Annotated in this window: 27 protein-coding genes and 4 tRNA genes; all 31 read right to left on the reverse strand. The window is 53.4% G+C overall.

Translation table 11 applies throughout. The annotated features are described in order from the left end of the window. Positions 1 to 2: 2 nt before the first annotated feature. Positions 3 to 371 carry a 50S ribosomal protein L14 gene (rplN, locus tag NTD86_RS05295; protein ID WP_008089810.1) on the reverse strand — a complete coding sequence of 123 codons (369 nt, stop codon included), beginning with the start codon at positions 369 to 371 and terminating at the stop codon, positions 3 to 5. A gap of 23 nt (positions 372 to 394) precedes the next feature. After that, positions 395 to 661 carry a 30S ribosomal protein S17 gene (gene rpsQ / locus NTD86_RS05300; protein ID WP_003176419.1) on the reverse strand — a complete coding sequence of 89 codons (267 nt, stop codon included), beginning with the start codon at positions 659 to 661 and terminating at the stop codon, positions 395 to 397. Positions 662 to 663: 2 nt separating this feature from the next. After that, positions 664 to 855, reverse strand: a complete 192-nt coding sequence (gene rpmC, locus NTD86_RS05305) for a 50S ribosomal protein L29 (RefSeq protein WP_003444371.1) — start codon at positions 853 to 855, stop codon at positions 664 to 666. Then, entirely contained in the window at positions 855 to 1,268 is a 414-nt protein-coding gene (gene rplP / locus NTD86_RS05310) for a 50S ribosomal protein L16 (protein WP_019409905.1), read from the reverse strand. The genes rpmC and rplP overlap by 1 nt, the downstream gene beginning before the upstream one ends. Positions 1,269 to 1,280: 12 nt before the next feature. Continuing rightward, complete coding sequence (gene rpsC, locus NTD86_RS05315; RefSeq protein WP_003176422.1) at positions 1,281 to 1,967, reverse strand: 30S ribosomal protein S3; 687 nt, start codon at positions 1,965 to 1,967, stop codon at positions 1,281 to 1,283. Positions 1,968 to 1,980: 13 nt separating this feature from the next. Continuing rightward, positions 1,981 to 2,313: a 50S ribosomal protein L22 gene (gene rplV / locus NTD86_RS05320; protein WP_003444373.1), complete on the reverse strand. Its 333-nt coding sequence runs from the start codon at positions 2,311 to 2,313 to the stop codon at positions 1,981 to 1,983. A 13-nt stretch (positions 2,314 to 2,326) separates the two neighbouring features. Beyond that, positions 2,327 to 2,602: a 30S ribosomal protein S19 gene (rpsS, locus tag NTD86_RS05325; RefSeq protein ID WP_003232420.1), complete on the reverse strand. Its 276-nt coding sequence runs from the start codon at positions 2,600 to 2,602 to the stop codon at positions 2,327 to 2,329. A 16-nt stretch (positions 2,603 to 2,618) separates the two neighbouring features. Beyond that, on the reverse strand, positions 2,619 to 3,443 hold the full coding sequence (gene rplB, locus NTD86_RS05330) for a 50S ribosomal protein L2 (protein ID WP_262201115.1): 825 nt from the start codon (positions 3,441 to 3,443) through the stop codon (positions 2,619 to 2,621). Positions 3,444 to 3,457: 14 nt separating this feature from the next. Then, positions 3,458 to 3,757: a 50S ribosomal protein L23 gene (gene rplW, locus NTD86_RS05335; RefSeq protein ID WP_002555488.1), complete on the reverse strand. Its 300-nt coding sequence runs from the start codon at positions 3,755 to 3,757 to the stop codon at positions 3,458 to 3,460. Further along, positions 3,754 to 4,356, reverse strand: a complete 603-nt coding sequence (gene rplD / locus NTD86_RS05340; protein WP_048373846.1) for a 50S ribosomal protein L4 — start codon at positions 4,354 to 4,356, stop codon at positions 3,754 to 3,756. Before rplD ends, rplW begins: the two co-directional genes overlap by 4 nt. Before the next feature lie 12 nt (positions 4,357 to 4,368). Then, a complete protein-coding gene (gene rplC / locus NTD86_RS05345) occupies positions 4,369 to 5,004 on the reverse strand; it encodes a 50S ribosomal protein L3 (RefSeq protein ID WP_025262053.1) in 636 nt (211 codons plus the stop codon). A gap of 81 nt (positions 5,005 to 5,085) precedes the next feature. Beyond that, positions 5,086 to 5,397 (reverse strand): 30S ribosomal protein S10, encoded by a 312-nt coding sequence (gene rpsJ / locus NTD86_RS05350; protein WP_003186070.1) that lies wholly within the window; start codon positions 5,395 to 5,397, stop codon positions 5,086 to 5,088. Positions 5,398 to 5,540: 143 nt separating this feature from the next. Continuing rightward, positions 5,541 to 6,734 (reverse strand): elongation factor Tu, encoded by a 1,194-nt coding sequence (gene tuf, locus NTD86_RS05355; RefSeq protein WP_262201116.1) that lies wholly within the window; start codon positions 6,732 to 6,734, stop codon positions 5,541 to 5,543. A 35-nt stretch (positions 6,735 to 6,769) separates the two neighbouring features. Beyond that, positions 6,770 to 8,872, reverse strand: a complete 2,103-nt coding sequence (gene fusA, locus NTD86_RS05360) for an elongation factor G (RefSeq protein WP_262201117.1) — start codon at positions 8,870 to 8,872, stop codon at positions 6,770 to 6,772. A gap of 30 nt (positions 8,873 to 8,902) precedes the next feature. Further along, positions 8,903 to 9,373, reverse strand: a complete 471-nt coding sequence (rpsG, locus tag NTD86_RS05365) for a 30S ribosomal protein S7 (protein ID WP_019409900.1) — start codon at positions 9,371 to 9,373, stop codon at positions 8,903 to 8,905. A 123-nt stretch (positions 9,374 to 9,496) separates the two neighbouring features. Beyond that, positions 9,497 to 9,868 (reverse strand): 30S ribosomal protein S12, encoded by a 372-nt coding sequence (gene rpsL, locus NTD86_RS05370; protein WP_002555494.1) that lies wholly within the window; start codon positions 9,866 to 9,868, stop codon positions 9,497 to 9,499. A gap of 216 nt (positions 9,869 to 10,084) precedes the next feature. Then, entirely contained in the window at positions 10,085 to 14,284 is a 4,200-nt protein-coding gene (rpoC, locus tag NTD86_RS05375) for a DNA-directed RNA polymerase subunit beta' (RefSeq protein ID WP_262201118.1), read from the reverse strand. A 64-nt stretch (positions 14,285 to 14,348) separates the two neighbouring features. Then, the gene (gene rpoB / locus NTD86_RS05380) at positions 14,349 to 18,422 is read right to left on the reverse strand and encodes a DNA-directed RNA polymerase subunit beta (RefSeq protein WP_262201119.1); all 4,074 of its coding nucleotides are present in this window, start codon (positions 18,420 to 18,422) and stop codon (positions 14,349 to 14,351) included. A gap of 218 nt (positions 18,423 to 18,640) precedes the next feature. After that, a complete protein-coding gene (gene rplL / locus NTD86_RS05385) occupies positions 18,641 to 19,006 on the reverse strand; it encodes a 50S ribosomal protein L7/L12 (RefSeq protein ID WP_262201120.1) in 366 nt (121 codons plus the stop codon). Between the two features lie 80 nt (positions 19,007 to 19,086). Next, on the reverse strand, positions 19,087 to 19,587 hold the full coding sequence (gene rplJ, locus NTD86_RS05390; RefSeq protein WP_003444392.1) for a 50S ribosomal protein L10: 501 nt from the start codon (positions 19,585 to 19,587) through the stop codon (positions 19,087 to 19,089). Positions 19,588 to 19,782: 195 nt separating this feature from the next. Further along, entirely contained in the window at positions 19,783 to 20,478 is a 696-nt protein-coding gene (gene rplA, locus NTD86_RS05395; protein ID WP_262201121.1) for a 50S ribosomal protein L1, read from the reverse strand. Continuing rightward, on the reverse strand, positions 20,478 to 20,909 hold the full coding sequence (gene rplK, locus NTD86_RS05400; RefSeq protein ID WP_008008888.1) for a 50S ribosomal protein L11: 432 nt from the start codon (positions 20,907 to 20,909) through the stop codon (positions 20,478 to 20,480). The genes rplA and rplK overlap by 1 nt, the downstream gene beginning before the upstream one ends. A 120-nt stretch (positions 20,910 to 21,029) precedes the next feature. Next, positions 21,030 to 21,563, reverse strand: coding sequence for a transcription termination/antitermination protein NusG (nusG, locus tag NTD86_RS05405; protein WP_026014126.1), 534 nt, complete (start codon positions 21,561 to 21,563; stop codon positions 21,030 to 21,032). A 9-nt stretch (positions 21,564 to 21,572) separates the two neighbouring features. After that, positions 21,573 to 21,941 carry a preprotein translocase subunit SecE gene (secE, locus tag NTD86_RS05410; protein ID WP_016779165.1) on the reverse strand — a complete coding sequence of 123 codons (369 nt, stop codon included), beginning with the start codon at positions 21,939 to 21,941 and terminating at the stop codon, positions 21,573 to 21,575. A 45-nt stretch (positions 21,942 to 21,986) separates the two neighbouring features. Beyond that, positions 21,987 to 22,062, reverse strand: a tRNA-Trp gene (locus tag NTD86_RS05415). 243 nt (positions 22,063 to 22,305) lie between these two features. Further along, a tRNA-Thr gene (locus NTD86_RS05420) sits at positions 22,306 to 22,381 on the reverse strand. Positions 22,382 to 22,406: 25 nt separating this feature from the next. Continuing rightward, a tRNA-Gly gene (locus tag NTD86_RS05425) sits at positions 22,407 to 22,480 on the reverse strand. A 24-nt stretch (positions 22,481 to 22,504) separates the two neighbouring features. Beyond that, a tRNA-Tyr gene (locus NTD86_RS05430) sits at positions 22,505 to 22,589 on the reverse strand. A 110-nt stretch (positions 22,590 to 22,699) separates the two neighbouring features. After that, the gene (locus NTD86_RS05435; protein WP_262201122.1) at positions 22,700 to 23,179 is read right to left on the reverse strand and encodes a hypothetical protein; all 480 of its coding nucleotides are present in this window, start codon (positions 23,177 to 23,179) and stop codon (positions 22,700 to 22,702) included. 7 nt (positions 23,180 to 23,186) lie between these two features. Then, entirely contained in the window at positions 23,187 to 23,930 is a 744-nt protein-coding gene (locus tag NTD86_RS05440) for a pantothenate kinase (protein ID WP_262201123.1), read from the reverse strand. Beyond that, complete coding sequence (gene birA, locus NTD86_RS05445; RefSeq protein ID WP_262201124.1) at positions 23,920 to 24,867, reverse strand: bifunctional biotin--[acetyl-CoA-carboxylase] ligase/biotin operon repressor BirA; 948 nt, start codon at positions 24,865 to 24,867, stop codon at positions 23,920 to 23,922. Before birA ends, NTD86_RS05440 begins: the two co-directional genes overlap by 11 nt. Between the last annotated feature and the right edge of the window lie 184 nt (positions 24,868 to 25,051).

Here is a 25,051-nt window from a genome sequence, read left to right on the forward strand (position 1 = left end):
CCTTACAGCACTTCTGGGGCGAGCGAGACGATCTTCATGAACTTCTCAGTACGAAGTTCACGGGTCACTGGCCCAAAGATACGGGTGCCGATAGGCTCTTGCTTGGTGTTCAGAAGAACAGCAGCGTTGCCATCAAAGCGGATAATGGAGCCATCTGCACGGCGAACACCGTGACGAGTGCGGACTACAACAGCAGTCATCACTTGGCCTTTTTTCACTTTACCGCGAGGAATTGCTTCCTTGACAGTAACTTTGATGATGTCACCGATACCAGCGTAACGACGATGGGAGCCACCCAGCACCTTGATGCACATAACACGGCGTGCGCCGCTGTTATCGGCCACATCGAGCATGGATTGAGTCTGAATCATATAATTTCTCCGACCCCTAGTCCTTAGACTTCCACAGCGCGTTCGAGAACATCAACCAGAGCCCAAGACTTAGTCTTGGCCAGCGGACGAGTTTCACGAATAGTGACTTTGTCGCCGATGTGGCACTGATTGGTTTCGTCGTGCGCGTGCAGCTTAGTCGAACGCTTAACGTATTTACCGTAGATCGGGTGCTTAACGCGACGTTCGATCAGAACGGTGATGGTCTTGTCCATCTTGTCGCTGACAACACGGCCAGTCAGCGTACGGACAGTTTTTTCGGCTTCAGCCATGATTACTTACCTGCCTGCTGTTTGAGCACAGTCTTCACGCGAGCGATGTCACGCTTAACTTGCGAGAGCAGATGCGACTGCCCCAACTGGCCAGTTGCTTTCTGCATGCGCAGATTGAACTGGTCGCGCAGCAAGCCGAGCAGTTGCTCGTTCAGCTGCTGTGCGGATTTTTCACGAAGTTCATTCGCTTTCATCACATCACCGTCCGTTTAACAAAGGAGGTGGCGAGCGGCAGCTTTGCAGCAGCCAGGGCGAAAGCCTCACGCGCCAGCTCTTCAGAAACACCCTCGATTTCATACAGGACTTTGCCTGGCTGAATCTGGGCTACCCAGTACTCGACGTTACCCTTACCTTTACCCATCCGAACTTCGAGTGGCTTTTTGGAAATAGGCTTGTCCGGGAATACACGGATCCAGATCTTGCCGCCACGTTTAACGTGACGGGTCAGAGCACGACGCGCTGATTCGATCTGACGAGCGGTGAGGCGACCACGAGCAACAGACTTCAGCGCATACTCGCCGAAGCTGACTTTGCTACCGCGCAATGCCAAGCCACGGTTGTGGCCAGTCATTTGCTTGCGGAACTTCGTACGCTTAGGTTGTAACATTTGGCGTACCCCTTACTTAGCAGCTTTTTTACGAGGCGCTGGTGCTTGTGGCTTCAGCTCTTCTTGGCGACCACCAATTACTTCGCCTTTGAAGATCCAAACCTTTACACCGATCACACCGTAAGTGGTGTGAGCTTCGTAGTTGGCATAGTCGATGTCGGCACGCAGGGTGTGCAGTGGCACACGACCTTCGCGATACCATTCAGTACGTGCAATTTCAGCACCGCCGAGACGACCGCTCACTTGGATTTTGATGCCTTTGGCACCAATGCGCATAGCGTTCTGTACAGCGCGCTTCATCGCGCGACGGAACATTACACGACGCTCCAGCTGCTGAGCTACGCTCTGCGCAACCAGCATACCGTCGAGTTCCGGCTTGCGGATCTCTTCGATATTGATGTGCACAGGCACACCCATTTGCTTGGTCAGGTCCTGACGCAGCTTCTCAACATCTTCACCTTTCTTCCCGATAACGATACCTGGACGAGCGGTGTGGATGGTGATGCGTGCAGTTTGGGCCGGACGATGGATATCGATACGGCTTACGGACGCGCTTTTTAGTTTGTCTTGGAGGTATTCACGCACCTTCAGATCAGCGAACAGGTAGTCCGCATAAGTCCGACCGTCTGCGTACCAGACGGAGGTGTGCTCCTTGACGATTCCCAGGCGAATGCCAATGGGATGTACTTTCTGACCCATCTCTTCGACTCCGTTACTTGTCAGCAACCTTGACAGTGATATGGCAAGACCGCTTGACGATGCGATCAGCGCGGCCTTTAGCACGCGGCATGATGCGCTTCAGCGAACGCCCTTCGTTGACGAAAACGGTGGCGACTTTAAGGTCGTCAACGTCTGCGCCTTCGTTATGCTCGGCGTTGGCTACGGCCGACTCCAGCACTTTCTTGATGATCTCGGCGGCTTTCTTGTTGCTGAAAGCCAACAGGTTGAGCGCTTCGCCCACCTTCTTCCCGCGGATCTGGTCGGCGACCAAGCGGGCTTTCTGGGCGGAGATTCGAGCGCCCGACAACTTAGCGGCTACTTCCATCGTTCCTTACCCCTTAACGCTTGGCTTTCTTGTCAGCCACGTGCCCACGATAAGTGCGGGTACCGGCAAACTCGCCCAGTTTATGGCCAACCATGTCTTCGTTCACGAGAACTGGAACATGCAGACGACCGTTATGCACAGCGATGGTCAGACCGACCATTTGTGGCAGGATCATCGAACGACGCGACCAGGTTTTCACCGGCTTGCGATCGTTCTTTTCCGCCGCCACTTCGATCTTCTTCAGTAGGTGAAGATCAATAAAAGGACCTTTTTTCAGAGAACGTGGCACTGTCGTATCCCTCTATTTACTTGCGACGACGGACGATCATTTTGTCGGTACGCTTATTACCACGAGTCTTCGCGCCCTTAGTCGGGAAGCCCCATGGCGATACCGGATGACGACCACCAGAGGTACGACCTTCACCACCACCATGTGGGTGGTCAACCGGGTTCATGGCAACACCACGAACGGTTGGGCGAACGCCACGCCAGCGTTTGGCACCAGCTTTACCCAGCGAACGCAGGCTGTGCTCGGAGTTCGAGACTTCACCCAGCGTTGCACGGCATTCAGCCAATACTTTGCGCATTTCACCAGAGCGCAGACGCAGGGTCACATAGACACCTTCGCGAGCTACCAGCTGAGCCGAAGCACCAGCGGAACGTGCGATTTGCGCGCCTTTACCCGGCTTCAGTTCGATGCCGTGTACGGTGCTACCTACTGGAATGCTGCGCAGTTGCAGCGAGTTACCTGGCTTGATCGGAGCCAAAGCACCCGAGATCAGCTGGTCACCAGCACTCACGCCTTTAGGGGCGATGATGTAACGGCGTTCGCCGTCTGCGTACAACATAAGAGCAATGTGAGCAGTACGGTTTGGATCGTATTCGATGCGCTCAACAGTGGCTGGGATGCCATCTTTGTCGTTGCGACGGAAGTCGACCAAACGGTAGTGCTGCTTATGACCACCACCGACGTGACGCGTGGTAATGCGGCCATTATTGTTACGACCACCAGACTTCGATTTTTTCTCGAGCAGCGGTGCGTGAGGAGCGCCTTTATGCAGCTCCTGGTTGACCACCTTGACCACATGACGGCGGCCAGGGGAAGTCGGTTTGCATTTAACGATTGCCATGATGCACCCCTTCCTTACTCAGCACTGCTGCTGAAATCGAGATCTTGGCCTGGCTGAAGGGAGATAACTGCCTTCTTCCAGTCATTACGCTTGCCCAAGCCGCGAGCGGTGCGCTTGCTCTTACCCAGAACGTTCAGGGTAGTAACACGCTCAACTTTCACGCTGAACAGGCTTTCGACGGCCTTCTTGATTTCCAGCTTGGTTGCGTCAGTAGCAACCTTGAAAACGAACTGGCCTTTCTTGTCTGCCAGAACCGTAGCCTTTTCGGAAACGTGCGGGCCAAGCAGAACTTTAAATACGCGTTCCTGGTTCATCCCAGCAGCTCCTCGAATTTCTTCACGGCCGACACGGTGATCAACACCTTGTCGTATGCGATCAGACTAACTGGATCGGAACCTTGTACGTCACGTACATCAACGTGCGGGAGGTTACGAGCAGCCAGGTACAGGTTCTGATCAACAACTTCGGACACGATCAGGACATCAGTCAGACCCATGCCATTCAGTTTGTTCAGCAGATCTTTGGTTTTTGGCGCTTCTACAGCGAAGTCCTGAACCACGACCAGACGATCAGTACGCACCAGTTCAGCAAGGATGGAGCGCAGTGCTGCGCGGTACATCTTCTTGTTGAGCTTCTGAGAGTGATCTTGTGGACGAGCTGCGAAAGTGGTACCGCCGCCACGCCAGATTGGGCTACGGATAGTACCGGCACGAGCACGGCCAGTACCTTTCTGACGCCAAGGGCGCTTACCGCCACCACGGACATCAGAACGGGTCTTTTGCTGTTTGCTACCTTGACGGCCGCCGGCCATGTAGGCCACGACTGCTTGGTGAACCAGCGTCTCGTTGAATTCGCCGCCGAAAGTCAGTTCGGAAACTTCGATCGCTTGAGCGTCATTTACGTTTAATTGCATGTCAGCTTCCCCTTAACCGCGAGCCTTGGCCGCTGGACGTACAACCAGGTTGCCGCCAGTAGCGCCAGGAACAGCACCCTTGACCAACAACAGATTGCGTTCAGCGTCGACGCGCACTACTTCGAGGGACTGCACGGTCACGCGCTCAGCGCCCATATGACCGGACATTTTCTTGCCCTTGAATACACGACCAGGAGTCTGGCACTGGCCAATAGAGCCCGGGACGCGGTGGGAAACGGAGTTACCGTGAGTGTTATCTTGGCCACGGAAATTCCAACGCTTGATCGTACCCTGGAAGCCTTTACCTTTGGACTGACCGGTTACATCAACCAGTTGACCAGCAGCGAAGATCTCAGCGTTGATCAGATCGCCTGCTTTGTATTCGCCTTCTTCAAGACGGAATTCCAGCACAGTACGACCAGCAGCAACGTTTGCCTTGGCGAAGTGACCCGCCTGAGCAGCTGTTACACGCGAAGCGCGACGCTCGCCGACAGTGACTTGCACTGCACGATAGCCATCGGTTTCTTCAGTTTTGAACTGGGTGACGCGATTCGGCTCGATCTCAATGACCGTGACCGGAATGGAGACACCTTCTTCGGTGAAAATACGGGTCATACCGCATTTACGACCGACTACACCAATAGTCATGTTGTAAACCTCATGAGTGTACGGGGCTTTCACCCGCTATGGCCGCCCATTTCAGAGCGTTACACGACTAAGACCCGAGTCTTAGCCGAGGCTGATCTGCACTTCCACACCGGCCGCAAGATCAAGCTTCATAAGTGCATCAACGGTTTTATCCGTTGGCTGGACGATGTCCAGAACGCGCTTATGAGTGCGGATCTCGTACTGGTCACGCGCGTCTTTGTTGACGTGCGGGGAGACCAGAACGGTGAACCGCTCTTTACGGGTAGGCAGTGGAATTGGACCACGCACTTGAGCACCAGTACGTTTCGCGGTTTCCACGATTTCCTGGGTTGATTGGTCGATCAGGCGATGGTCAAAAGCCTTCAACCTGATACGGATTTGCTGATTTTGCATTGGATTTCAGACTCCAGATTGCTGTTCCCACCGAGCGCAATACGCCCGTTAAAAGGAGGCGCAATTCTATAGACGACCCCACTAGGTGTCAACTCAATAAAAAAAGCCCCCGCTAAGCGGGGGCTTTTTCATGCAATCATCGATTACTCGATGATTTTGGCTACGACGCCAGCGCCGACGGTACGACCGCCTTCACGGATAGCGAAACGCAGACCATCTTCCATTGCGATGGTTTTGATCAGGGTAACAGTCATTTGAATGTTGTCACCTGGCATAACCATTTCAACGCCTTCTGGCAGTTCGCAGTTACCAGTCACGTCAGTAGTACGGAAGTAGAACTGTGGACGGTAGCCTTTGAAGAAAGGAGTATGACGACCACCTTCTTCTTTGCTCAGAACGTAAACTTCTGCGGTGAACTTGGTGTGAGGCTTAACAGTACCTGGCTTAACCAGAACCTGACCACGCTCAACGTCGTCACGCTTAGTACCACGCAGCAGAACGCCGCAGTTCTCGCCAGCACGACCTTCGTCGAGCAGTTTGCGGAACATTTCAACGCCGGTGCAAGTGGTAGCAGTGGTGTCACGGAGACCAACGATTTCCAGCGGGTCTTGTACGCGAACGATACCGCGCTCGATACGACCAGTCACAACAGTACCGCGACCAGAGATCGAGAATACGTCTTCGATTGGCATCAGGAACGGCTTGTCAGTCAGACGTACTGGCTCTGGGATGTAGCTGTCCAGAGTTTCAACCAGTTTACGAACGGCAGTGGTGCCCATTTCGTTGTCGTCCAGACCTTCCAGAGCCATACGAGCAGAACCGATGATGATTGGAGTGTCATCACCTGGGAAGTCGTAAGTGCTCAGCAGATCGCGCACTTCCATCTCAACCAGTTCCAGCAGCTCAGCGTCGTCTACCAGGTCAGCCTTGTTCAGGAAAACCACGATGTACGGAACGCCTACCTGACGGGACAGCAGGATGTGCTCACGGGTTTGTGGCATCGGGCCATCAGCAGCCGAACATACCAGGATCGCGCCGTCCATCTGGGCAGCACCAGTGATCATGTTCTTCACGTAGTCAGCGTGACCTGGGCAGTCAACGTGAGCGTAGTGACGAATAGTCGAGTTGTACTCAACGTGCGCAGTGTTGATGGTGATACCACGAGCTTTTTCTTCTGGCGCGCTGTCGATCTTGTCGAAGTCAACACGAGCAGAACCGAAAACTTCGGAGCAAACACGCGTCAGAGCTGCAGTCAGTGTGGTTTTACCATGGTCAACGTGACCGATGGTGCCAACGTTGACGTGCGGTAGGGAACGATCAAATTTTTCTTTAGCCACGACAATTAACTCCTTGCCTAAAGGACTGAACTAAATCAGCCTTGTTTTTTAGTAACAGCATCGACGATGTGCGACGGCGCTGTATCGTATTTTTTGAATTCCATAGAGTAGCTTGCGCGACCCTGAGACATGGAACGAACGTCGGTCGCATAACCAAACATTTCACCCAACGGAACCTCGGCACGAATTACTTTGCCGGAAACCGTATCTTCCATACCCTGGATCATGCCGCGACGACGGTTCAGGTCGCCCATCACGTCACCCATATAGTCTTCAGGTGTAACAACCTCTACCGCCATGATCGGCTCAAGCAGCTCACCGCCACCTTTGGTAGCCAGTTGCTTGGTCGCCATGGAAGCAGCCACCTTAAACGCCATCTCGTTGGAGTCGACGTCGTGGTAAGAACCATCAAACACGGTAGCCTTCAGGCCGATCAGCGGATAGCCGGCAACAACACCGTTCTTCATCTGCTCTTCGATACCCTTCTGGATAGCCGGGATGTATTCCTTAGGAACCACACCACCTACCACTTCGTTCACGAACTGCAGACCTTCCTGACCTTCGTCAGCAGGTGCAAAACGGATCCAGCAGTGACCAAACTGGCCACGACCGCCGGACTGACGAACGAACTTGCCTTCGATCTCACAGTTCTTCGTGATGCGCTCACGATAGGAAACCTGAGGCTTACCGATGTTGGCTTCGACGTTGAACTCACGCTTCATCCGGTCAACCAGGATGTCGAGGTGCAATTCGCCCATACCAGAGATGATCGTTTGACCAGTCTCTTCATCAGTTTTAACGCGGAAAGACGGGTCTTCCTGAGCCAGCTTGCCCAGTGCGATACCCATTTTTTCCTGGTCATCCTTGGTTTTAGGCTCAACAGCAACCGAAATAACCGGCTCCGGGAAGTCCATGCGAACCAGGATGATTGGCTTGTCAGCGTTGCACAAGGTTTCACCAGTGGTGACGTCCTTCATGCCGATCAAGGCCGCGATGTCACCAGCGCGTACTTCCTTGATCTCTTCGCGGGCGTTAGCGTGCATTTGCACCATACGACCCACGCGCTCTTTCTTGCCTTTAACCGAGTTGATTACGCCGTCACCGGAGTTCAATACGCCCGAGTAAACGCGGACGAAGGTCAAAGTACCCACGAATGGGTCAGTTGCGATCTTGAACGCCAAAGCCGAGAACGGTTCTGCGTCGTCTGCATGACGCTCCAGCTCGACAGTCTCGTCATCAGGGTCAGTACCCTTGATGGCAGGAATGTCTACCGGGGCTGGCAGGTAGTCGATCACGGCGTCGAGAACCAGGGGAACACCCTTGTTCTTGAAGGAAGAACCGCAAACAGCCAAAACGATTTCGCCGGCGATAGTACGCTGACGCAGAGCCGCTTTGATTTCCGGGATGGTGAGTTCTTCACCTTCCAGGTACTTGTTCATCAGCTCTTCGCTGGCTTCGGCCGCAGCCTCAACCATGTTGCTGCGCCACTCTTCAGCCAACTCTTGCAGTTCTGCAGGAATAGCTTCGCGACGAGCAGTCATACCTTTGTCAGCATCGCTCCAGTAAACCGCTTCCATGGTCATCAGATCGATCTGACCCTGGAAGTTGTCTTCGGAACCGATAGCCAACTGGATAGGCACCGGAGTGTGACCCAGACGAGTTTTGATCTGACCGATCACGCGCAGGAAGTTCGCGCCAGCACGGTCCATCTTGTTAACGTAAACAAGACGTGGAACGCCGTACTTGTTGGCTTGACGCCATACGGTTTCGGACTGAGGCTCAACACCCGAGGTGCCGCAGAACACAACAACCGCACCATCGAGCACACGCAGGGAACGTTCAACTTCAATAGTGAAGTCTACGTGACCCGGGGTATCGATTACGTTGAAGCGGTAGTTATCGTACTGCTTGTTGGAACCCTGCCAAAAAGTAGTGATCGCAGCAGAAGTAATGGTAATACCACGCTCCTGCTCCTGCACCATCCAGTCCGTGGTCGCGGCGCCATCATGCACCTCGCCCATCTTGTGACTTTTGCCAGTGTAAAAAAGTACCCGCTCAGTAGTCGTGGTTTTACCCGCGTCCACGTGTGCACAGATACCAATGTTACGGTAGCGGTTAATCGGTGTAGTACGAGCCATAAAGCCCTCGCAAAGTGAATAGCGCTGAAATTAGAAGCGGTAGTGCGAGAAAGCTTTGTTAGCTTCAGCCATACGGTGCACGTCTTCACGCTTCTTAACTGCTGCGCCCTTGCCTTCAGCAGCGTCCAGCAGTTCGCCAGCCAAGCGCAAAGCCATAGACTTTTCGCCACGCTTACGCGCAAAGTCTACCAACCAGCGCATTGCCAAAGCGTTACGACGGGAAGGACGAACTTCGACCGGAACCTGGTAAGTAGCACCGCCTACACGGCGCGACTTCACTTCGACCAGCGGAGCGATGGCGTCGAGTGCTTTCTCGAAGAGTTCCAGGGGATCGCCGTTCTTACGTTCTTTAACCTTTTCCAGCGCGCCATAAACGATACGCTCGGCAACGGCTTTCTTACCGCTTTCCATCACGTGGTTCATGAACTTGGCCAGGATTTGGCTTCCGTATTTTGGATCGTCAAGCACTTCGCGCTTGGCTGCTACGCGTCTTCTTGGCATGGATAAGCCCTCAAACGGTCTTCAGGTTAGCTCGGGACCATTACATCCTGAGGATGCACGCCCGACCTTACTCTTATCGACTCAGAAAAAAAGAAATCTGCATTATTTACCAACTACCGAAAACTATTTCGGCTTCTTGGTACCGTACTTCGAACGACCTTGGTTACGACCTTTAACGCCGGAAGTATCCAAAGAGCCGCGAACGGTGTGATAACGAACACCTGGCAAGTCTTTTACACGACCGCCACGAATCAGTACCACGCTGTGCTCTTGCAGGTTGTGACCTTCACCACCGATGTACGAGGAAACCTCGAAACCGTTGGTCAGGCGCACACGGCATACTTTACGCAGTGCCGAGTTAGGTTTTTTCGGCGTAGTTGTATACACACGGGTGCATACGCCACGACGTTGCGGGCAGTTTTGCAGCGCAGGCACGTCGGATTTCTCGACGATACGCTTACGCGGCTGACGTACCAGCTGGTTGATAGTTGCCATCTACTAGCTCCACTGTTGTCTTGCGACGCTATTGTCTTACAAGAAAAGCAAAATGGCGGGAACGAATCCCCGCCAAATTTAGGGGTACAAGAGTCTAAAGAGGATCCTGCCCCCAGTCAAGGCAAGGCCCCGACCTTCCCACCCACCAAAGCTCGACTAAATGTCTCGATTCGATGAACGGAAAGGTCAGGGCCTACCCTTCATTTATCGCAGAACTCAGTTACCGCTTGAGTTCAGCGCCTCGGTCAGTGCTGCTTCCACTTCACTGGCGCTCACGCGCAATGGCTTGTCTGCATCACGGCGGCGCTTGCGCTCGCTGTGGTAGGCCAAACCAGTACCTGCCGGGATCAGACGACCCACGACAACGTTTTCTTTCAGGCCGCGCAGGTAATCGCGCTTGCCGGTTACCGCAGCTTCGGTCAGTACGCGGGTAGTCTCTTGGAAAGAGGCCGCGGAGATGAACGACTCGGTAGACAGCGACGCCTTGGTGATACCCAACAGAACGCGAGTGAACTTAGACACAAACTTGTCTTCGTTACCCAGGCGCTCGTTCTCGACCAGTACCTGCGTCAGCTCCATCTGGTCGCCCTTGATGAACGAAGAATCGCCAGATTCGGAAATTTCAACTTTACGCAGCATCTGACGCAAGATGGTCTCGATGTGCTTGTCGTTGATCTTCACGCCTTGCAGACGGTAAACGTCTTGAATCTCGTTAACGATGTACTTGGCCAGCGCACTCACACCCAGCAGACGCAGGATATCGTGTGGATCGCTAGGACCGTCAGAGATAACTTCGCCGCGGTTCACTTGTTCGCCTTCGAAGACGTTCAGGTGACGCCACTTTGGAATCAGCTCTTCGTACGGGTCGCTACCGTCGTTCGGGGTAATAACCAGACGACGCTTGCCTTTGGTCTCTTTACCGAATGCAATGGTGCCACTGACTTCAGCCAAGATGGAGGCTTCTTTCGGACGACGCGCTTCGAACAAGTCAGCAACGCGTGGCAGACCACCGGTGATGTCTCGAGTTTTCGAAGTTTCTTGCGGAATACGAGCGATTACATCACCGATCGCGATTTCCGCACCATCCGCTACACCTACCAATGCGTTTGCCGGCAGGAAATACTGAGCCGGTACGTCAGTACCAGGCAGCAACAGATCCTTACCATCAACACCTACCATCTTAACGGCCGGGCGGATTTCCTTACCGGCAGCTGGACGGTCTTTGACATCAAGCACTTCGATGTTGGTCATACCGGTCAATTCGTCGGTCTGACGCTTGATCGTGATGCCTTCTTCCATGCCTACATAGGTCACGGTACCTTTCATTTCGGTAACGATTGGGTGAGTGTGCGGGTCCCACTTGGCTACGATCGAGCCAGCGTCAACCTTGTCACCTTCTTTAACCGAAATTACCGCACCGTAAGGCAGCTTGTAGCGCTCACGCTCACGACCGAAGTCATCAGCGATTGCCAGCTCACCCGAACGCGATACCGCTACCAGGCAGCCATCTACACGCTCAACGTGCTTGAGGTTGTGCAGACGGACAGTACCGCCATTCTTGACCTGGACGCTATCAGCAGCCGAGGTCCGGCTTGCCGCACCACCGATGTGGAACGTACGCATTGTCAGCTGGGTACCCGGCTCACCGATCGACTGCGCAGCGATTACGCCGACAGCTTCACCGATGTTCACCAGATGACCACGAGCCAGATCGCGACCGTAGCATTTAGCGCAAATACCGAAACGGGTTTCACAGCTGATTGGCGAGCGAACGATTACTTCGTCGATGCTGTTGAGCTCGATGAACTCAACCCACTTCTCGTCAACCAGAGTGCCTGCCGGCACAATAACTTCATCCGTACCTGGCTTGAAGACGTCACGGGCGATAACACGACCCAATACACGCTCACCCAGCGGCTCTACTACGTCACCGCCTTCAATGTGCGGAGTCATCAACAAGCCGTGCTCGGTGCCGCAGTCGACTTCAGTTACTACCAAGTCTTGCGCTACGTCTACCAGACGACGCGTCAAGTAACCGGAGTTAGCTGTTTTCAAGGCGGTATCCGCCAGACCTTTACGAGCACCGTGAGTCGAGATGAAGTACTGAAGTACGCTCAGACCTTCACGGAAGTTTGCAGTAATAGGCGTTTCGATGATGGAGCCGTCTGGCTTAGCCATCAGACCACGCATACCAGCCAGCTGACGAATCTGCGCAGCAGAGCCCCGAGCGCCAGAGTCGGCCATCATGTACATGGAGTTGAACGACTCTTGCTCAACTTCCTTGCCGTGACGGTCAACAACCTTCTCTTTCGAGAGGTTCGACATCATTGCCTTGGACACTTCATCGTTAGCTTTCGACCAAAGGTCGATTACTTTGTTGTACTTCTCGCCCTGTGTTACCAGGCCCGAGGCGTACTGGCTTTCGATTTCTTTCACTTCGTCGGTAGCAGCACCGATGATGCGAGCTTTTTCGTCCGGGATAACGAAGTCGTTAACACCGATAGAAACGCCCGAAATAGTCGAATAAGCAAAACCGGTGTACATCAACTGGTCAGCGAAGATCACAGTCTCTTTCAAACCAACCACGCGATAGCACTGGTTGATCAGCTTGGAGATTGCCTTTTTCTTCATTGGCAAGTTGACGACGTCGTACGACAGACCTTTTGGAACAACCTGGAACAACAGCGCACGACCGACAGTTGTATCGACAATGCGGGTGTTGGTCACGCTGCCGCCATCACGATCGTTGACGGTTTCGGTGATCCGCACTTTGACCTTGGCGTGCAGTGCGGCTTCGCCTGCACGGAACACACGGTCAACTTCCTGCAGATCGGCGAACACACGACCTTCGCCCTTGGCGTTGATCGCTTCACGGGTCATGTAATACAGACCCAATACAACGTCCTGCGAAGGAACGATGATTGGCTCACCGTTAGCTGGCGACAGAATGTTGTTAGTCGACATCATCAACGCACGCGCTTCCAACTGGGCTTCCAGTGTCAGCGGTACGTGTACAGCCATTTGGTCGCCGTCAAAGTCGGCGTTGTACGCAGCACAAACCAGAGGGTGCAGCTGAATGGCTTTACCTTCGATCAGTACCGGTTCAAATGCCTGGATACCCAGACGGTGAAGCGTCGGCGCACGGTTGAGGAGGACCGGGTGTTCGCGAATAACTTCGGCGAGAACGTCCCACACCTCTGGCAGCTCGCGCTCAACCATTTTCTTGGCTGCTTTGATGGTGGTTGCGAGACCACGCATTTCAAGCTTGCCGAAAATGAACGGCTTGAACAGCTCGAGAGCCATTTTCTTAGGCAGACCGCACTGATGCAGACGCAGGGTCGGACCTACGGTAATTACCGAACGACCCGAATAGTCAACACGCTTACCGAGCAAGTTCTGACGGAAACGACCTTGCTTACCCTTGATCATGTCAGCCAAGGATTTCAGAGGGCGCTTGTTCGAACCGGTGATAGCACGGCCACGGCGACCGTTATCCAGCAAGGCGTCGACAGCTTCTTGCAACATACGCTTTTCGTTACGCACGATGATGTCCGGAGCGGACAGATCAAGCAGACGCTTCAAGCGGTTGTTACGGTTAATTACTCGACGATACAGATCGTTAAGATCGGAAGTCGCGAATCGACCGCCATCCAGCGGAACCAACGGACGCAGATCTGGCGGCAGAACCGGCAGAACAGTCAGAACCATCCACTCAGGCAGGTTGCCGGAGCCCAGGAAGGCTTCCATCAGCTTCAAGCGTTTGGACAGCTTTTTGATTTTGGTTTCGGAGTTGGTTTGCGGAATTTCTTCACGCAGGCGGCCAATCTCGTGCTCCAGGTCGATAGCGTGCAACAGCTCACGGACAGCCTCGGCACCCATACGGGCATCGAAGTCGTCGCCGAACTCTTCCAGCGCTTCGAAATACTGCTCATCGTTCAGCAACTGACCTTTTTCAAGAGTGGTCATGCCTGGATCGATAACAACATAGCTCTCGAAGTAGAGAACACGTTCGATATCACGCAGAGTCATGTCCATCAGCAAGCCGATACGGGACGGCAGCGACTTCAGGAACCAGATGTGCGCAACTGGCGAAGCCAGTTCAATGTGAGCCATACGCTCACGACGGACCTTGGCCAGTGCAACTTCAACGCCGCACTTCTCACAGATCACACCGCGATGTTTCAAGCGCTTGTACTTACCGCACAGGCACTCGTAATCCTTTACGGGGCCAAATATTTTGGCGCAGAAAAGGCCGTCACGCTCAGGCTTGAACGTACGGTAGTTGATGGTTTCCGGCTTCTTAACTTCACCGAACGACCACGAACGGATCATCTCAGGCGATGCCAATCCAATACGGATGGCGTCGAACTCTTCGACTTGACCCTGGTTTTTCAGCAAATTCAGTAGGTCTTTCAAGGCCTTTCCTCCTGGCGGAGCAGAGAGCGAGCAATCAGGCCCCGCTCTCGATTCGCGTCACGTGTTATTCGGTTTCCAGATCGATATCGATGCCGAGGGAACGAATTTCTTTGATCAACACGTTGAAGGACTCGGGCATACCCGGCTCCATACGGTGATCGCCGTCCACGATGTTTTTGTACATCTTGGTACGACCGTTCACATCGTCCGACTTCACTGTGAGCATTTCTTGCAGAGTGTATGCCGCGCCGTAGGCTTCCAGCGCCCAGACCTCCATCTCCCCGAAACGCTGACCACCGAACTGCGCCTTACCACCCAACGGCTGCTGGGTAACCAGGCTGTAAGAACCAGTAGAACGCGCGTGCATCTTGTCGTCTACCAAGTGGTTCAGCTTCAGCATATACATGTAGCCAACGGTAACCGGACGTTCGAACTTGTTGCCGGTACGACCATCGGTCAGCACCATCTGGCCGCTGTCTGGCAGATCTGCCAAACGAAGCATGGCCTTGATTTCGCTTTCCTTGGCACCGTCGAACACCGGGGTAGCCATTGGTACACCGCCACGAAGGTTTTTCGCCAGATCAAGGATTTCCTGATCGGAGAAATCATCCAGGCTTTCTTGACGACCGCCAATTTCGTTGTAGATCTCGTGCAGGAAGGTACGCAGCTCAGCAACCTTGCGCTGTTCTTCGATCATGCGGTTGATCTTCTCACCCAAACCTTTCGCAGCAAGGCCCAGGTGGGTTTCGAGGATCTGACCAACGTTCATACGCGAAGGTACGCCCAACGGGTTGAGGACTACATCGACCGGAGTGCCATTGGCATCGTACGGCATGTCTTCAACCGGCATGATCACAGAGACCACACCTTTGTTACCGTGACGACCCGCCATCTTGTCACCCGGCTGGATGCGACGGCGGATTGCCAAGTACACCTTGACGATTTTCAGTACGCCCGGAGCGAGGTCATCGCCTTGCTGCAGTTTGCGCTTCTTGTCTTCGAACTTGTCGTCCAGCAGACGACGGCGATCGATGATGTAAGCCTGAGCTTTTTCCAACTGCTCGTTCAGAGCGTCTTCAGCCATGCGCAGTTTGAACCACTGACCATGCTCAAGACCGTCCAGGACTTCATTGGTGATTTCCTGGCCTTTCTTCAGGCCTGCACCGCCCTCGGCCACATGGCCAACCAAGGCAGAACGCAAACGTTCGAAGGTAGCGCCTTCAACGATACGGAACTCTTCGTTCAGATCCTTGCGGATCTCGTCCAGCTGAGTCTTCTCGATAGACAAGGCACGAGCATCACGCTCTACACCATCGCGAGTGAAGACCTGTACGTCGATGACAGTACCTTTGGTACCAGTTGGCACACGCAGGGAGGTGTCTTTAACGTCGCTGGCTTTTTCACCGAAGATTGCACGCAACAGTTTTTCTTCTGGAGTCAGCTGTGTCTCGCCTTTCGGAGTGACCTTGCCTACCAGAATGTCGCCTGGACCAACTTCGGCGCCGACGTAAACAATACCGGCTTCGTCCAGTTTGTTCAGTGCAGCTTCACCTACGTTAGGGATGTCTGCAGTGATTTCCTCTGGGCCAAGCTTGGTGTCACGAGCCACACAGGTCAATTCCTGAATGTGGATCGTGGTGAAACGGTCTTCTTGAACAACGCGCTCCGACAGGCAGATGGAGTCTTCGAAGTTGAAGCCGTTCCATGCCATGAAGGCAATACGCATGTTCTGACCCAGAGCCAGTTCACCCATGTCGGTGGACGGACCATCGGCCATGATGTCGCTGCGCTGAACCCGATCACCTTTGCGAACCAGCGGACGCTGGTTGATGCAGGTGTTCTGGTTGGAGCGGGTGTACTTGGTCAGGTTGTAGATATCAACACCAGCTTCGCCGGTCTCGACTTCATCATCAGCAACACGAACCACAATACGGCTTGCATCCACGGAATCGATAACGCCACCACGACGAGCCACGACGCAAACGCCGGAGTCACGCGCTACGTTACGCTCCATGCCAGTACCTACCAGCGGCTTGTCAGCGCGCAGCGTTGGTACAGCTTGACGCTGCATGTTCGAACCCATCAACGCACGGTTGGCGTCGTCGTGCTCGAGGAACGGAATCAACGACGCAGCAACCGATACAACCTGTTTCGGCGACACGTCCATCAAGGTCACGTCTTCCGGCGCCTTAACGGTAAATTCGTTCAAGTGACGAACAGCTACCAGCTCATCCACCAGGACTTTCTGGTCGTTCATGGTGGCCGAAGCCTGAGCGATCACGTGATCCGCTTCTTCGATAGCAGACAGGAACACGATCTCGTCGGTCACTACGCCTTCTTTCACAACGCGGTACGGGCTTTCAAGGAAACCGTACTGGTTGGTGCGAGCGTAAGCAGCCAAGGAGTTGATCAGACCAATGTTCGGACCTTCAGGCGTTTCGATCGGGCAAACACGACCGTAGTGGGTCGGGTGTACGTCACGTACTTCAAAGCCTGCACGCTCACGCGTCAAACCGCCCGGGCCCAGAGCCGAAACACGGCGCTTGTGGGTAATCTCGGACAGTGGGTTGTTCTGGTCCATGAACTGAGACAGCTGGCTGGAACCGAAGAACTCTTTAACCGCCGCAGCCACTGGCTTGGCGTTGATCAAGTCCTGCGGCATCAGACCTTCGCTTTCTGCCATCGACAGACGCTCTTTAACCGCACGCTCAACACGTACCAGACCAACGCGGAACTGGTTTTCAGCCATCTCGCCAACGCAACGAACACGACGGTTACCCAGGTGGTCAATGTCGTCGACGATGCCTTTACCGTTACGGATGTCGACCAGCGTCTTCAAGACGGCAACGATGTCTTCTTTGCACAACACGCCCGAACCTTCGATCTCGGTGCGACCGATACGACGGTTGAACTTCATCCGGCCGACCGCAGACAGGTCATAACGCTCAGGGCTGAAGAACAGGTTGTTGAACAGGGTCTCAGCAGCATCCTTGGTTGGAGGCTCGCCAGGACGCATCATGCGATAGATCTCTACCAGCGCTTCCAATTGGTTGCTGGTGGAGTCAATTTTCAGAGTGTCGGAAATGAACGGACCACAATCGATGTCGTTGGTGTACAACGTTTCGATGCGGACAACCTGACTCTTGGCAACTTTTGCCAGGATTTCAGTTGTCAGTTCAGTGTTGCACTCTGCAATGATTTCACCAGTTGCCGGATGCACGATAGCCTTGGCCGTTGTGCGACCCAGGACATAGTCCAGAGGCATAACGAGCTCTTTGACACCGGCTTTTTCCAACTGGTTGATGTGACGAGCTGTAATACGACGACCTTGCTCGACGATCACCTTGCCTTTGTCATCAGTGATATCGATGACCGCAATTTCACCGCGCAGGCGCTGAGGTACCAGTTCCAGGCTGATGCTTTCGCCTTGAACGTGGAAAACGTTAGTGGTGTAGAACGCTTCCAGTACTTGCTCAGTGGTGTAGCCCAGCGCGCGCAGCAATACGGACGCAGGCAGCTTGCGACGACGGTCGATACGTACGAACACGCAGTCTTTAGGATCGAACTCGAAGTCCAACCACGAACCACGGTAAGGAATGATACGCGCGGAATACAGCAGCTTACCGGAGCTGTGCGTCTTACCGCGGTCGTGGTCAAAGAACACGCCCGGGGAACGGTGCAGCTGGGAAACAATTACACGCTCGGTACCGTTGATTACGAAGGTACCGTTTTCAGTCATCAGGGGGATTTCACCCATGTAGACTTCTTGCTCTTTGATGTCCTTGATCGCTTTGTTCGACGATTCTTTGTCGAAAATGATCAAACGAACCTTCACCCGCAAAGGTACGGCGTAAGTTACACCGCGCAACACGCATTCTTTGACATCAAATGCCGGTTCGCCCAAGCGATAACCGACATACTCCAGCGCAGCATTGCCGGAGTAGCTGATGATCGGGAAAACGGATTTGAAGGCCGCATGCAGGCCCACGTCGCGGAACTGATCTTTAGTCGCTCCCGCCTGCAAGAATTCACGATACGAATCCAGCTGGATTGCCAAGAGATACGGCACATCCATGACGTCCGGCAACTTGCTAAAGTCCTTGCGGATACGTTTTTTCTCAGTATATGAGTAAGCCATCAGCGTTCCCCAGCTTGGTCACCTGCTTGTTTGGCCTCTCCCGACGGGAGCAGCCAGAAAATCGTGCAAACCCCTTGGTTTGCTCCACCGCACAGGGTGGTTACAGCTCGTTATGGCGCCAACCCAGTCGGCTGCCAAGAACGGAAAAAGGCCGGTGGCAAGAGCCACCAGCCATCAGCCTCAGCTTAACGCTTGGGCTGGAGACGCAAGGTCGATGCTTACTTCAGCTCGACTTTAGCGCCTGCTTCTTCCAGAGCAGCTTTGGCTTTGTCAGCTGCGTCTTTAGCAACAGCTTCCAGAACCAGTGCTGGAGCGCCGTCAACTACTGCCTTGGCTTCTTTCAGGCCCAGACCAGTCAGCTCACGAACAGCCTTGATCACGTTAACTTTCTTCTCGCCAGCTTCAACCAGCATGACGTTGAATTCAGTTTGCTCTTCAACGACAGCAGCGGCAACAGCAGGACCAGCGGAAGCAGCAGCAGCGGACACGCCGAACTTCTCTTCCATTGCCTTGATCAGCTCAACGATTTCCAGAACGGATTTCTCGCCGATTGCTTCGATGATTTGCTCGTTAGTCAGAGACATGACTATAAATTCCTGTATTGGGGTGACAGCCTATGCGGCCATCGAAATAAACAATAAACGCTGAAAGGAGTCGCTGAGCCTTAAGCTGCAGCTGCTTCTTTCTGGTCGCGAAGTGCCGCCAGAGTACGAGCCAATTTGCTGGTAGCGCCTTGAATCACGCTCATCAGCTGAGAAATTGCTTCGTCACGGGTCGGCAGGCTTGCCAGTACGTCGATCTGATTAGCTGCGAGGAACTTGCCCTCGAACGCAGCTGCCTTGATCTCGAACTTATCCTGACCTTTAGCGAACTCTTTGAACAAACGGGCAGCAGCGCCTGGATGCTCATTGGAGAATGCGATCAAGGTCGGGCCAGTGAACACGTCGTTGAGGACACTGTATTCAGTGTCAGCAACAGCGCGCTTGAGCAGGGTGTTACGTACAACACGTACGTAAACGCCAGCTTCACGAGCCTCTTTACGGAGTCCGGTCATAGCGCCTACTGTCACGCCGCGGGCATCAGCCACAACAGCAGACAGGGCAACTTTGGCAGCCTCGTTGACTTCAGCGACGATGGCCTTCTTGTCTTCGAGTTTAATTGCCACGGGTTTAACTCCTGCTTGTTACCGTTTCATCTGACCTGAGTCGGATGTCGTTTTGGTGTCTGATTCGGTAAGGAACCGGGAGCACCATCTGCGTAGGCTTGTGGTTTAAGACTTGCGTCGCCTACGGTCTTGGATAGCCCCCGCCAGGCAGGGACCCCAATTTTTCATTGGCGCAGCATGCTGCGCCAACATGTCTTACGCGTTCAAAGAACCTTGGTCGATGACCAGGCCTGGCCCCATAGTGGTGCTCAGAGTAACGCGCTTAACATAAATACCTTTCGACGAAGCTGGCTTGATACGCTTCAGATCAGCGATCAGGGCTTCGACGTTTTCCTTCAGTTGAACAGCGTCGAAACCGACCTTGCCAACGGAAGTGTGGATAATACCGTTTTTGTCGGTGCGATAACGAACCTGACCAGCTTTAGCATTTTTAACGGCGCTAGCTACGTCTGGAGTTACTGTACCAACTTTAGGGTTAGGCATCAGACCACGTGGACCGAGGATCTGACCCAACTGACCTACAACACGCATTGCGTCCGGGGATGCAATCACTACGTCGTAGTTCAGGTCGCCGCCTTTCATTTCGGCAGCCAAGTCGTCCATACCAACGCGGTCAGCACCTGCAGCCAGAGCAGCCTCAGCAGCCGGGCCTTGGGTGAACACAGCTACACGTACAGTCTTACCAGTACCGTGTGGCAGCACAGTGGCGCTACGAACGACCTGGTCAGATTTACGTGGGTCAACGCCCAAGTTAACAGCGATGTCAAAAGACTCGTTGAATTTTACAGTCGACAGCTCAGCCAACAGAGCAGCAGCGTCTACGAAGTTGTAAGACTTGCCAGCTTCAATTTTGCCAGCGATTGCCTTTTGACGCTTGGTCAGCTTAGCCATTACACACCCTCCACGTTAAGGCCCATGCTACGAGCAGAACCGGCGATGGTACGCACGGCTGCTTCCATATCAGCTGCAGTCAGATCCGCGTTTTTGGTTTTCGCGATTTCTTCCAGCTGAGCACGGGTAACAGTGCCAACCTTAACGGTGTTTGGACGAGCGGAACCGCTAGTCAGACCAGCAGCCTTCTTCAGCAGAACCGAAGCAGGGGTCGACTTGGTTTCGAAGGTGAAGCTACGGTCGCTGTATACAGTGATGATCACTGGAGTCGGCAGGCCTGGCTCAATACCCTGAGTACGGGCGTTGAAAGCTTTGCAGAATTCCATGATATTCACACCATGCTGACCCAGAGCTGGACCAACAGGTGGGCTTGGGTTGGCCTGTGCGGCCTTCACTTGCAGCTTGATGTAAGCGGTAATTTTCTTGGCCATGAGGCACTCCAATTACGGGTTCAGACGCCTAAATTAAAAGGCTCCCCGGTTACTTGCGTGTTTATCCCAGTGACGACAAAACCCCACGACCGAAGCCGTGGGGTTGGGATTCGTGTTCAGCTAGACCTTTTCGACCTGGCTAAACTCCAGCTCCACCGGAGTGGAACGTCCGAAAATGAGCACAGCCACCTGGATGCGACTCTTTTCGTAGTTAACTTCTTCGACCGTGCCATTAAAGTCTGCAAACGGGCCGTCGGTGACACGAACGACTTCACCCGGCTCGAACAGGGTCTTCGGCTTCGGCTTGTCGCTGCCATCAGCGACGCGACGCAGAATTGCTTCTGCCTCTTTATCTGTAATCGGCGCAGGCTTGTCAGCGGTACCACCGATGAAACCCATGACGCGAGGGGTATCCTTGACCAAGTGCCAAGTACCTTCGCTCATGTCCATCTGGACGAGTACATAACCAGGGAAGAATTTACGCTCGCTTTTGCGTTTCTGGCCATTACGCATTTCAACCACTTCTTCAGTGGGAACCAGAATTTCGCCGAAGCCATCTTCCATGCCTGCCAGCTTAATACGCTCGATCAGAGAGCGCATAACATGCTTTTCGTAACCCGAATAAGCATGCACTACGTACCAACGCTTAGCCACGGGACACCCTTAGCCAACAATCAAGGAAACGAGCCAGCCGAGCAGGGAATCCAAACCCCACAACAGCAACGCCATAACAAGAACAACAGCCACCACGATCAACGTGGTCTGCGTAGTTTCTTGGCGAGTTGGCCATACGACTTTACGAATCTCAGTACGAGCTTCCTTTACCAGGACAGCAAACGACTTGCCTTTTGCAGTCTGCAAGCCCACATAGGCAGCAACAGCAGCAATTACAAGAAGCGCAATGACGCGATACAGGATCGGCGAACCAGAATAGTACTGATTCCCAACAACGCCAACAACCACAAGGGCAACAACTACTAGCCACTTGAGGAGATCGAAGCGAGAGCCTTGAACTTCAGCCTTGGGAGTCATCAAAGAGGATCCTGTGAAAAGAAAGCCAGACGCATTGAGCGAATCTGGCAGGTCAGGAGGGAATCGAACCCCCAACCTACGGTTTTGGAGACCGTCGCTCTGCCAATTGAGCTACTGACCTAAAACATTATCGAGCCGCCGATTATGCAGACCCGAGAGAGACTTTTCAACAACCAATGCAATTACTTTCATCAAAAGGCCAAATCAACCTAAAGACATATCAGCAGCTGAATGCAGGCCACCAACCACAGCAATTACAAACCAGAGCAGCAACACCCAATATCAGCGCCACCAGCAAACACTCTGGACGAGCTTTCCAACCCGTTAAAACAAAGGCAGATATTTTCATATCTGCCTTGTTATATGGAGCTCTTGAGCGGATTTGAACCGCTGACCTCACCCTTACCAAGGGTGTGCTCTACCAACTGAGCTACAAGAGCAAAACATCTTTGAAACCAGCGCGAATGGAGCGGGTGGCGGGAATCGAACCCGCATCATCAGCTTGGAAGGCTGAGGTTCTACCACTAAACTACACCCGCAAATCTTGCTGATTTGCGAAAATATGGTGGAGGGGGAAGGATTCGAACCTTCGAAGTCGTAGACGTCAGATTTACAGTCTGATCCCTTTGGCCGCTCGGGAACCCCTCCTGAGCTGAGCGAGATTATACATCATCTCCACTCTCTGTCAACAATTTTTCTTAATTAAATCATCAAGTTAGGCTGCTGACTCACTCCACACACCCATCTGTTTCCAGTGTTCATTGTGGAGCGGGCGCCATTCTATGCAAACTATCGGATGGCCGCAACCCCTGGCACTGCTTTTTTTCGTATTTTAACTCATTGAATTCATTGAGAAGCCTCTGCATAACACTGTCGGTCGCTGACGCGCTTTCTGAAGATGAAAGGACTAGAACAAAATCCCCCGTGCCTGCACGACCCATCCTTTCCAGACCATACTTTAGGCCTGCAGCTTCAAACGCCTCCAGAACCTTGCTCTGAGCGTCAACGCCTGTCAGCCCACTCAAGTAGATGCAGAGAGCCCTCTCATCACCTTCATTACCAACCGGCTGTACCGTGACAAGACCAGTACGCGTCTCGCTCAACAACTGTATCTCCTGTTTACTCCCTTTATAGAGTGATAGAGAGACAACCTCCTTTGCTCTTAAAGGCGCTTCCTGCTGATGCCATACAAAGTAGAAAACATTCAATACAACCAGCAGCAGAAACAACCAGCGCATAGAAACCTCAATTAATTGGGCAAGCAGCAGCCAGGCCTATGAACACAAGATCTTTCACCACACGCCCATCAGGCACTGCGCAAGCAACCAGATGCGCATCTCCTCCAGTGAGAAACACCTCGAAATCATCCCCCCAATAATCATGAGCCAACTGCAACTGCCCCAAGACGAAACCGCGCAACATCATCAGGCATCCGCGCTCTACGGCTTCCACCGTCGTCCGGCCCGGGGTATTTTGTAGTAAGGCCTGCTCTGCAGATAGATTGTCATATCGGATCCGCCTGGTATGTGTTTGCAGTTGACTGCGCATGAGTGGCAGCCCCGGACAAATAAATCCACCCAGGTGCTTACCGTCTTTAGCGACAAAATCCGCCGTCACGGCAGTCCCCAGATCAAGCACTAGACAAGCGCGCCCGGAAAGCTCATAAGCGCCCACCAAAGCTAGCCAGCGATCGAGCCCAAGACGCTCAAAGTCCTCATAGCCGTTGGTGACGCCTGCCATCGCCCTTGCTGGTACAGCGCAGACCACTTCGACCGAAAATGCGCAAGAGATAGCCGCTATCAGGTTTGAGGTTTCCTCATCACTGCGCACACTGACCAAACGACAGCGCGTAATTAGTAACAAAGGTTTAGCCAGAAGCACGGTGATCAATCCCGCATCGGAATCTACTACCCCGCCCTCGACAACAACATCACCCTCTATAACACGCCACTTTATAAAGCTGTTACCGCAGTCTATTTCAAGAATCATGGCGCAACCTCAGACTTAGTTCGCCACCACTGAAAACCTTCTCCTGGCCTGCCACGCCCAGACGCAATGCGCCCTGCTGATCAACACCAATCACCACACCATCAACAGTATGCGCACCCGCGATCAACGTCACCGCACGACCTTGCCACAAATGATTAGACTCCCACTCCGCCTGTATCGCAGCGAATCCTTCAGATTCATGACGAACCAGGTAACCCTGCAGTTTACGTCCAAGATCGACAATGAGATCGTTGCGGTTAATGGTACAACCAGACTCTAGACGAACTGACGTCCACGACTGATCTACCTCGCTAGCCACAATCATATTAACGTTGATACCAATACCCACCACGACGTGGCACACATCAGCGGGATCGCCTAACAACTCCAACAAAATACCAGCGATTTTTTTGTTTCCAACCAGCACATCGTTGGGCCATTTCAGTCCAGCGCTCCGCCCCCCAAAATCTCGAAGCGTATTCAGTACCGCCAAGCCGACAATCAAACTCAGTCCTTCGAGCTGGCGCATCCCACCCTCAATTCGAAGAACCAGGCTGTAATAAATATTCTCGGCAAATGGACTAACCCACTTGCGCCCCCTTCGACCACGCCCCGCACTCTGCTGCTCAGCAACCACTGCAAACGGAGACTGCATGCCCGCGGCAATTTGGCGCATTGCTTCAGCGTTCGTAGAGTCTAAGGATTCATGGATAAAGACAGGATAAGGGCTATCAGCTAGCTGGGCTTGCTCAAGCAACTCAAGCGGAGCGGCCAATTGATAACCACGACCACGAACTTTATGGATAGACAAGTTGAGATCTGCCTCCAGACGTTGCAATTGCTTCCAGACCGCACTACGGCTAATGCCGAGCGCAGCCCCCAGCGCTTGCCCAGAATGAAAACGACCATCTTTTAGAAGCTTTAACAACGTCAGCATGCAAGTTTCGCCTCACAATCAGGCACGCATAATAACGACGAGCCAAGCTATTGCATAGAAACCCCGCACGGCAGGCGCTACTAGATACCAAGGAACTACCAAAGCCTTCAGTATTTTCAATGCAAGCTGCAAGAGCCTGGGGGCGGTGGAAAGGGTTGTCCAGCGCTTGGGGGATTTTTCAAGC

The organism is Pseudomonas sp. 7P_10.2_Bac1, from assembly GCF_025465935.1.
Lineage (GTDB): Bacteria > Pseudomonadota > Gammaproteobacteria > Pseudomonadales > Pseudomonadaceae > Aquipseudomonas.

Excerpts from the sequence above, each read along its gene's own strand:
- rplN (WP_008089810.1), bottom strand. The coding sequence starts at position 371 with ATGATTCAGACTCAATCCATGCTCGATGTGGCCGATAACAGCGGCGCA.
- rpsQ (WP_003176419.1), bottom strand. The coding sequence starts at position 661 with ATGGCTGAAGCCGAAAAAACTGTCCGTACGCTGACTGGCCGTGTTGTC.
- rpmC (WP_003444371.1), bottom strand. The coding sequence starts at position 855 with ATGAAAGCGAATGAACTTCGTGAAAAATCCGCACAGCAGCTGAACGAG.
- rplP (WP_019409905.1), bottom strand. The coding sequence starts at position 1,268 with ATGTTACAACCTAAGCGTACGAAGTTCCGCAAGCAAATGACTGGCCAC.
- rpsC (WP_003176422.1), bottom strand. The coding sequence starts at position 1,967 with ATGGGTCAGAAAGTACATCCCATTGGCATTCGCCTGGGAATCGTCAAG.
- rplV (WP_003444373.1), bottom strand. The coding sequence starts at position 2,313 with ATGGAAGTAGCCGCTAAGTTGTCGGGCGCTCGAATCTCCGCCCAGAAA.
- rplB (WP_262201115.1), bottom strand. The coding sequence starts at position 3,443 with ATGGCAATCGTTAAATGCAAACCGACTTCCCCTGGCCGCCGTCATGTG.
- rplW (WP_002555488.1), bottom strand. The coding sequence starts at position 3,757 with ATGAACCAGGAACGCGTATTTAAAGTTCTGCTTGGCCCGCACGTTTCC.
- rplD (WP_048373846.1), bottom strand. The coding sequence starts at position 4,356 with ATGCAATTAAACGTAAATGACGCTCAAGCGATCGAAGTTTCCGAACTG.
- rplC (WP_025262053.1), bottom strand. The coding sequence starts at position 5,004 with ATGACTATTGGTGTAGTCGGTCGTAAATGCGGTATGACCCGTATTTTC.
- rpsJ (WP_003186070.1), bottom strand. The coding sequence starts at position 5,397 with ATGCAAAATCAGCAAATCCGTATCAGGTTGAAGGCTTTTGACCATCGC.
- fusA (WP_262201117.1), bottom strand. The coding sequence starts at position 8,872 with ATGGCTCGTACTACACCGATTAACCGCTACCGTAACATTGGTATCTGT.
- rpsG (WP_019409900.1), bottom strand. The coding sequence starts at position 9,373 with ATGCCAAGAAGACGCGTAGCAGCCAAGCGCGAAGTGCTTGACGATCCA.
- rpsL (WP_002555494.1), bottom strand. The coding sequence starts at position 9,868 with ATGGCAACTATCAACCAGCTGGTACGTCAGCCGCGTAAGCGTATCGTC.
- rpoB (WP_262201119.1), bottom strand. The coding sequence starts at position 18,422 with ATGGCTTACTCATATACTGAGAAAAAACGTATCCGCAAGGACTTTAGC.
- rplL (WP_262201120.1), bottom strand. The coding sequence starts at position 19,006 with ATGTCTCTGACTAACGAGCAAATCATCGAAGCAATCGGCGAGAAATCC.
- rplA (WP_262201121.1), bottom strand. The coding sequence starts at position 20,478 with ATGGCTAAGCTGACCAAGCGTCAAAAGGCAATCGCTGGCAAAATTGAA.
- rplK (WP_008008888.1), bottom strand. The coding sequence starts at position 20,909 with ATGGCCAAGAAAATTACCGCTTACATCAAGCTGCAAGTGAAGGCCGCA.
- secE (WP_016779165.1), bottom strand. The coding sequence starts at position 21,941 with ATGACTCCCAAGGCTGAAGTTCAAGGCTCTCGCTTCGATCTCCTCAAG.
- NTD86_RS05435 (WP_262201122.1), bottom strand. The coding sequence starts at position 23,179 with ATGCGCTGGTTGTTTCTGCTGCTGGTTGTATTGAATGTTTTCTACTTT.
- NTD86_RS05440 (WP_262201123.1), bottom strand. The coding sequence starts at position 23,930 with ATGATTCTTGAAATAGACTGCGGTAACAGCTTTATAAAGTGGCGTGTT.
- birA (WP_262201124.1), bottom strand. The coding sequence starts at position 24,867 with ATGCTGACGTTGTTAAAGCTTCTAAAAGATGGTCGTTTTCATTCTGGG.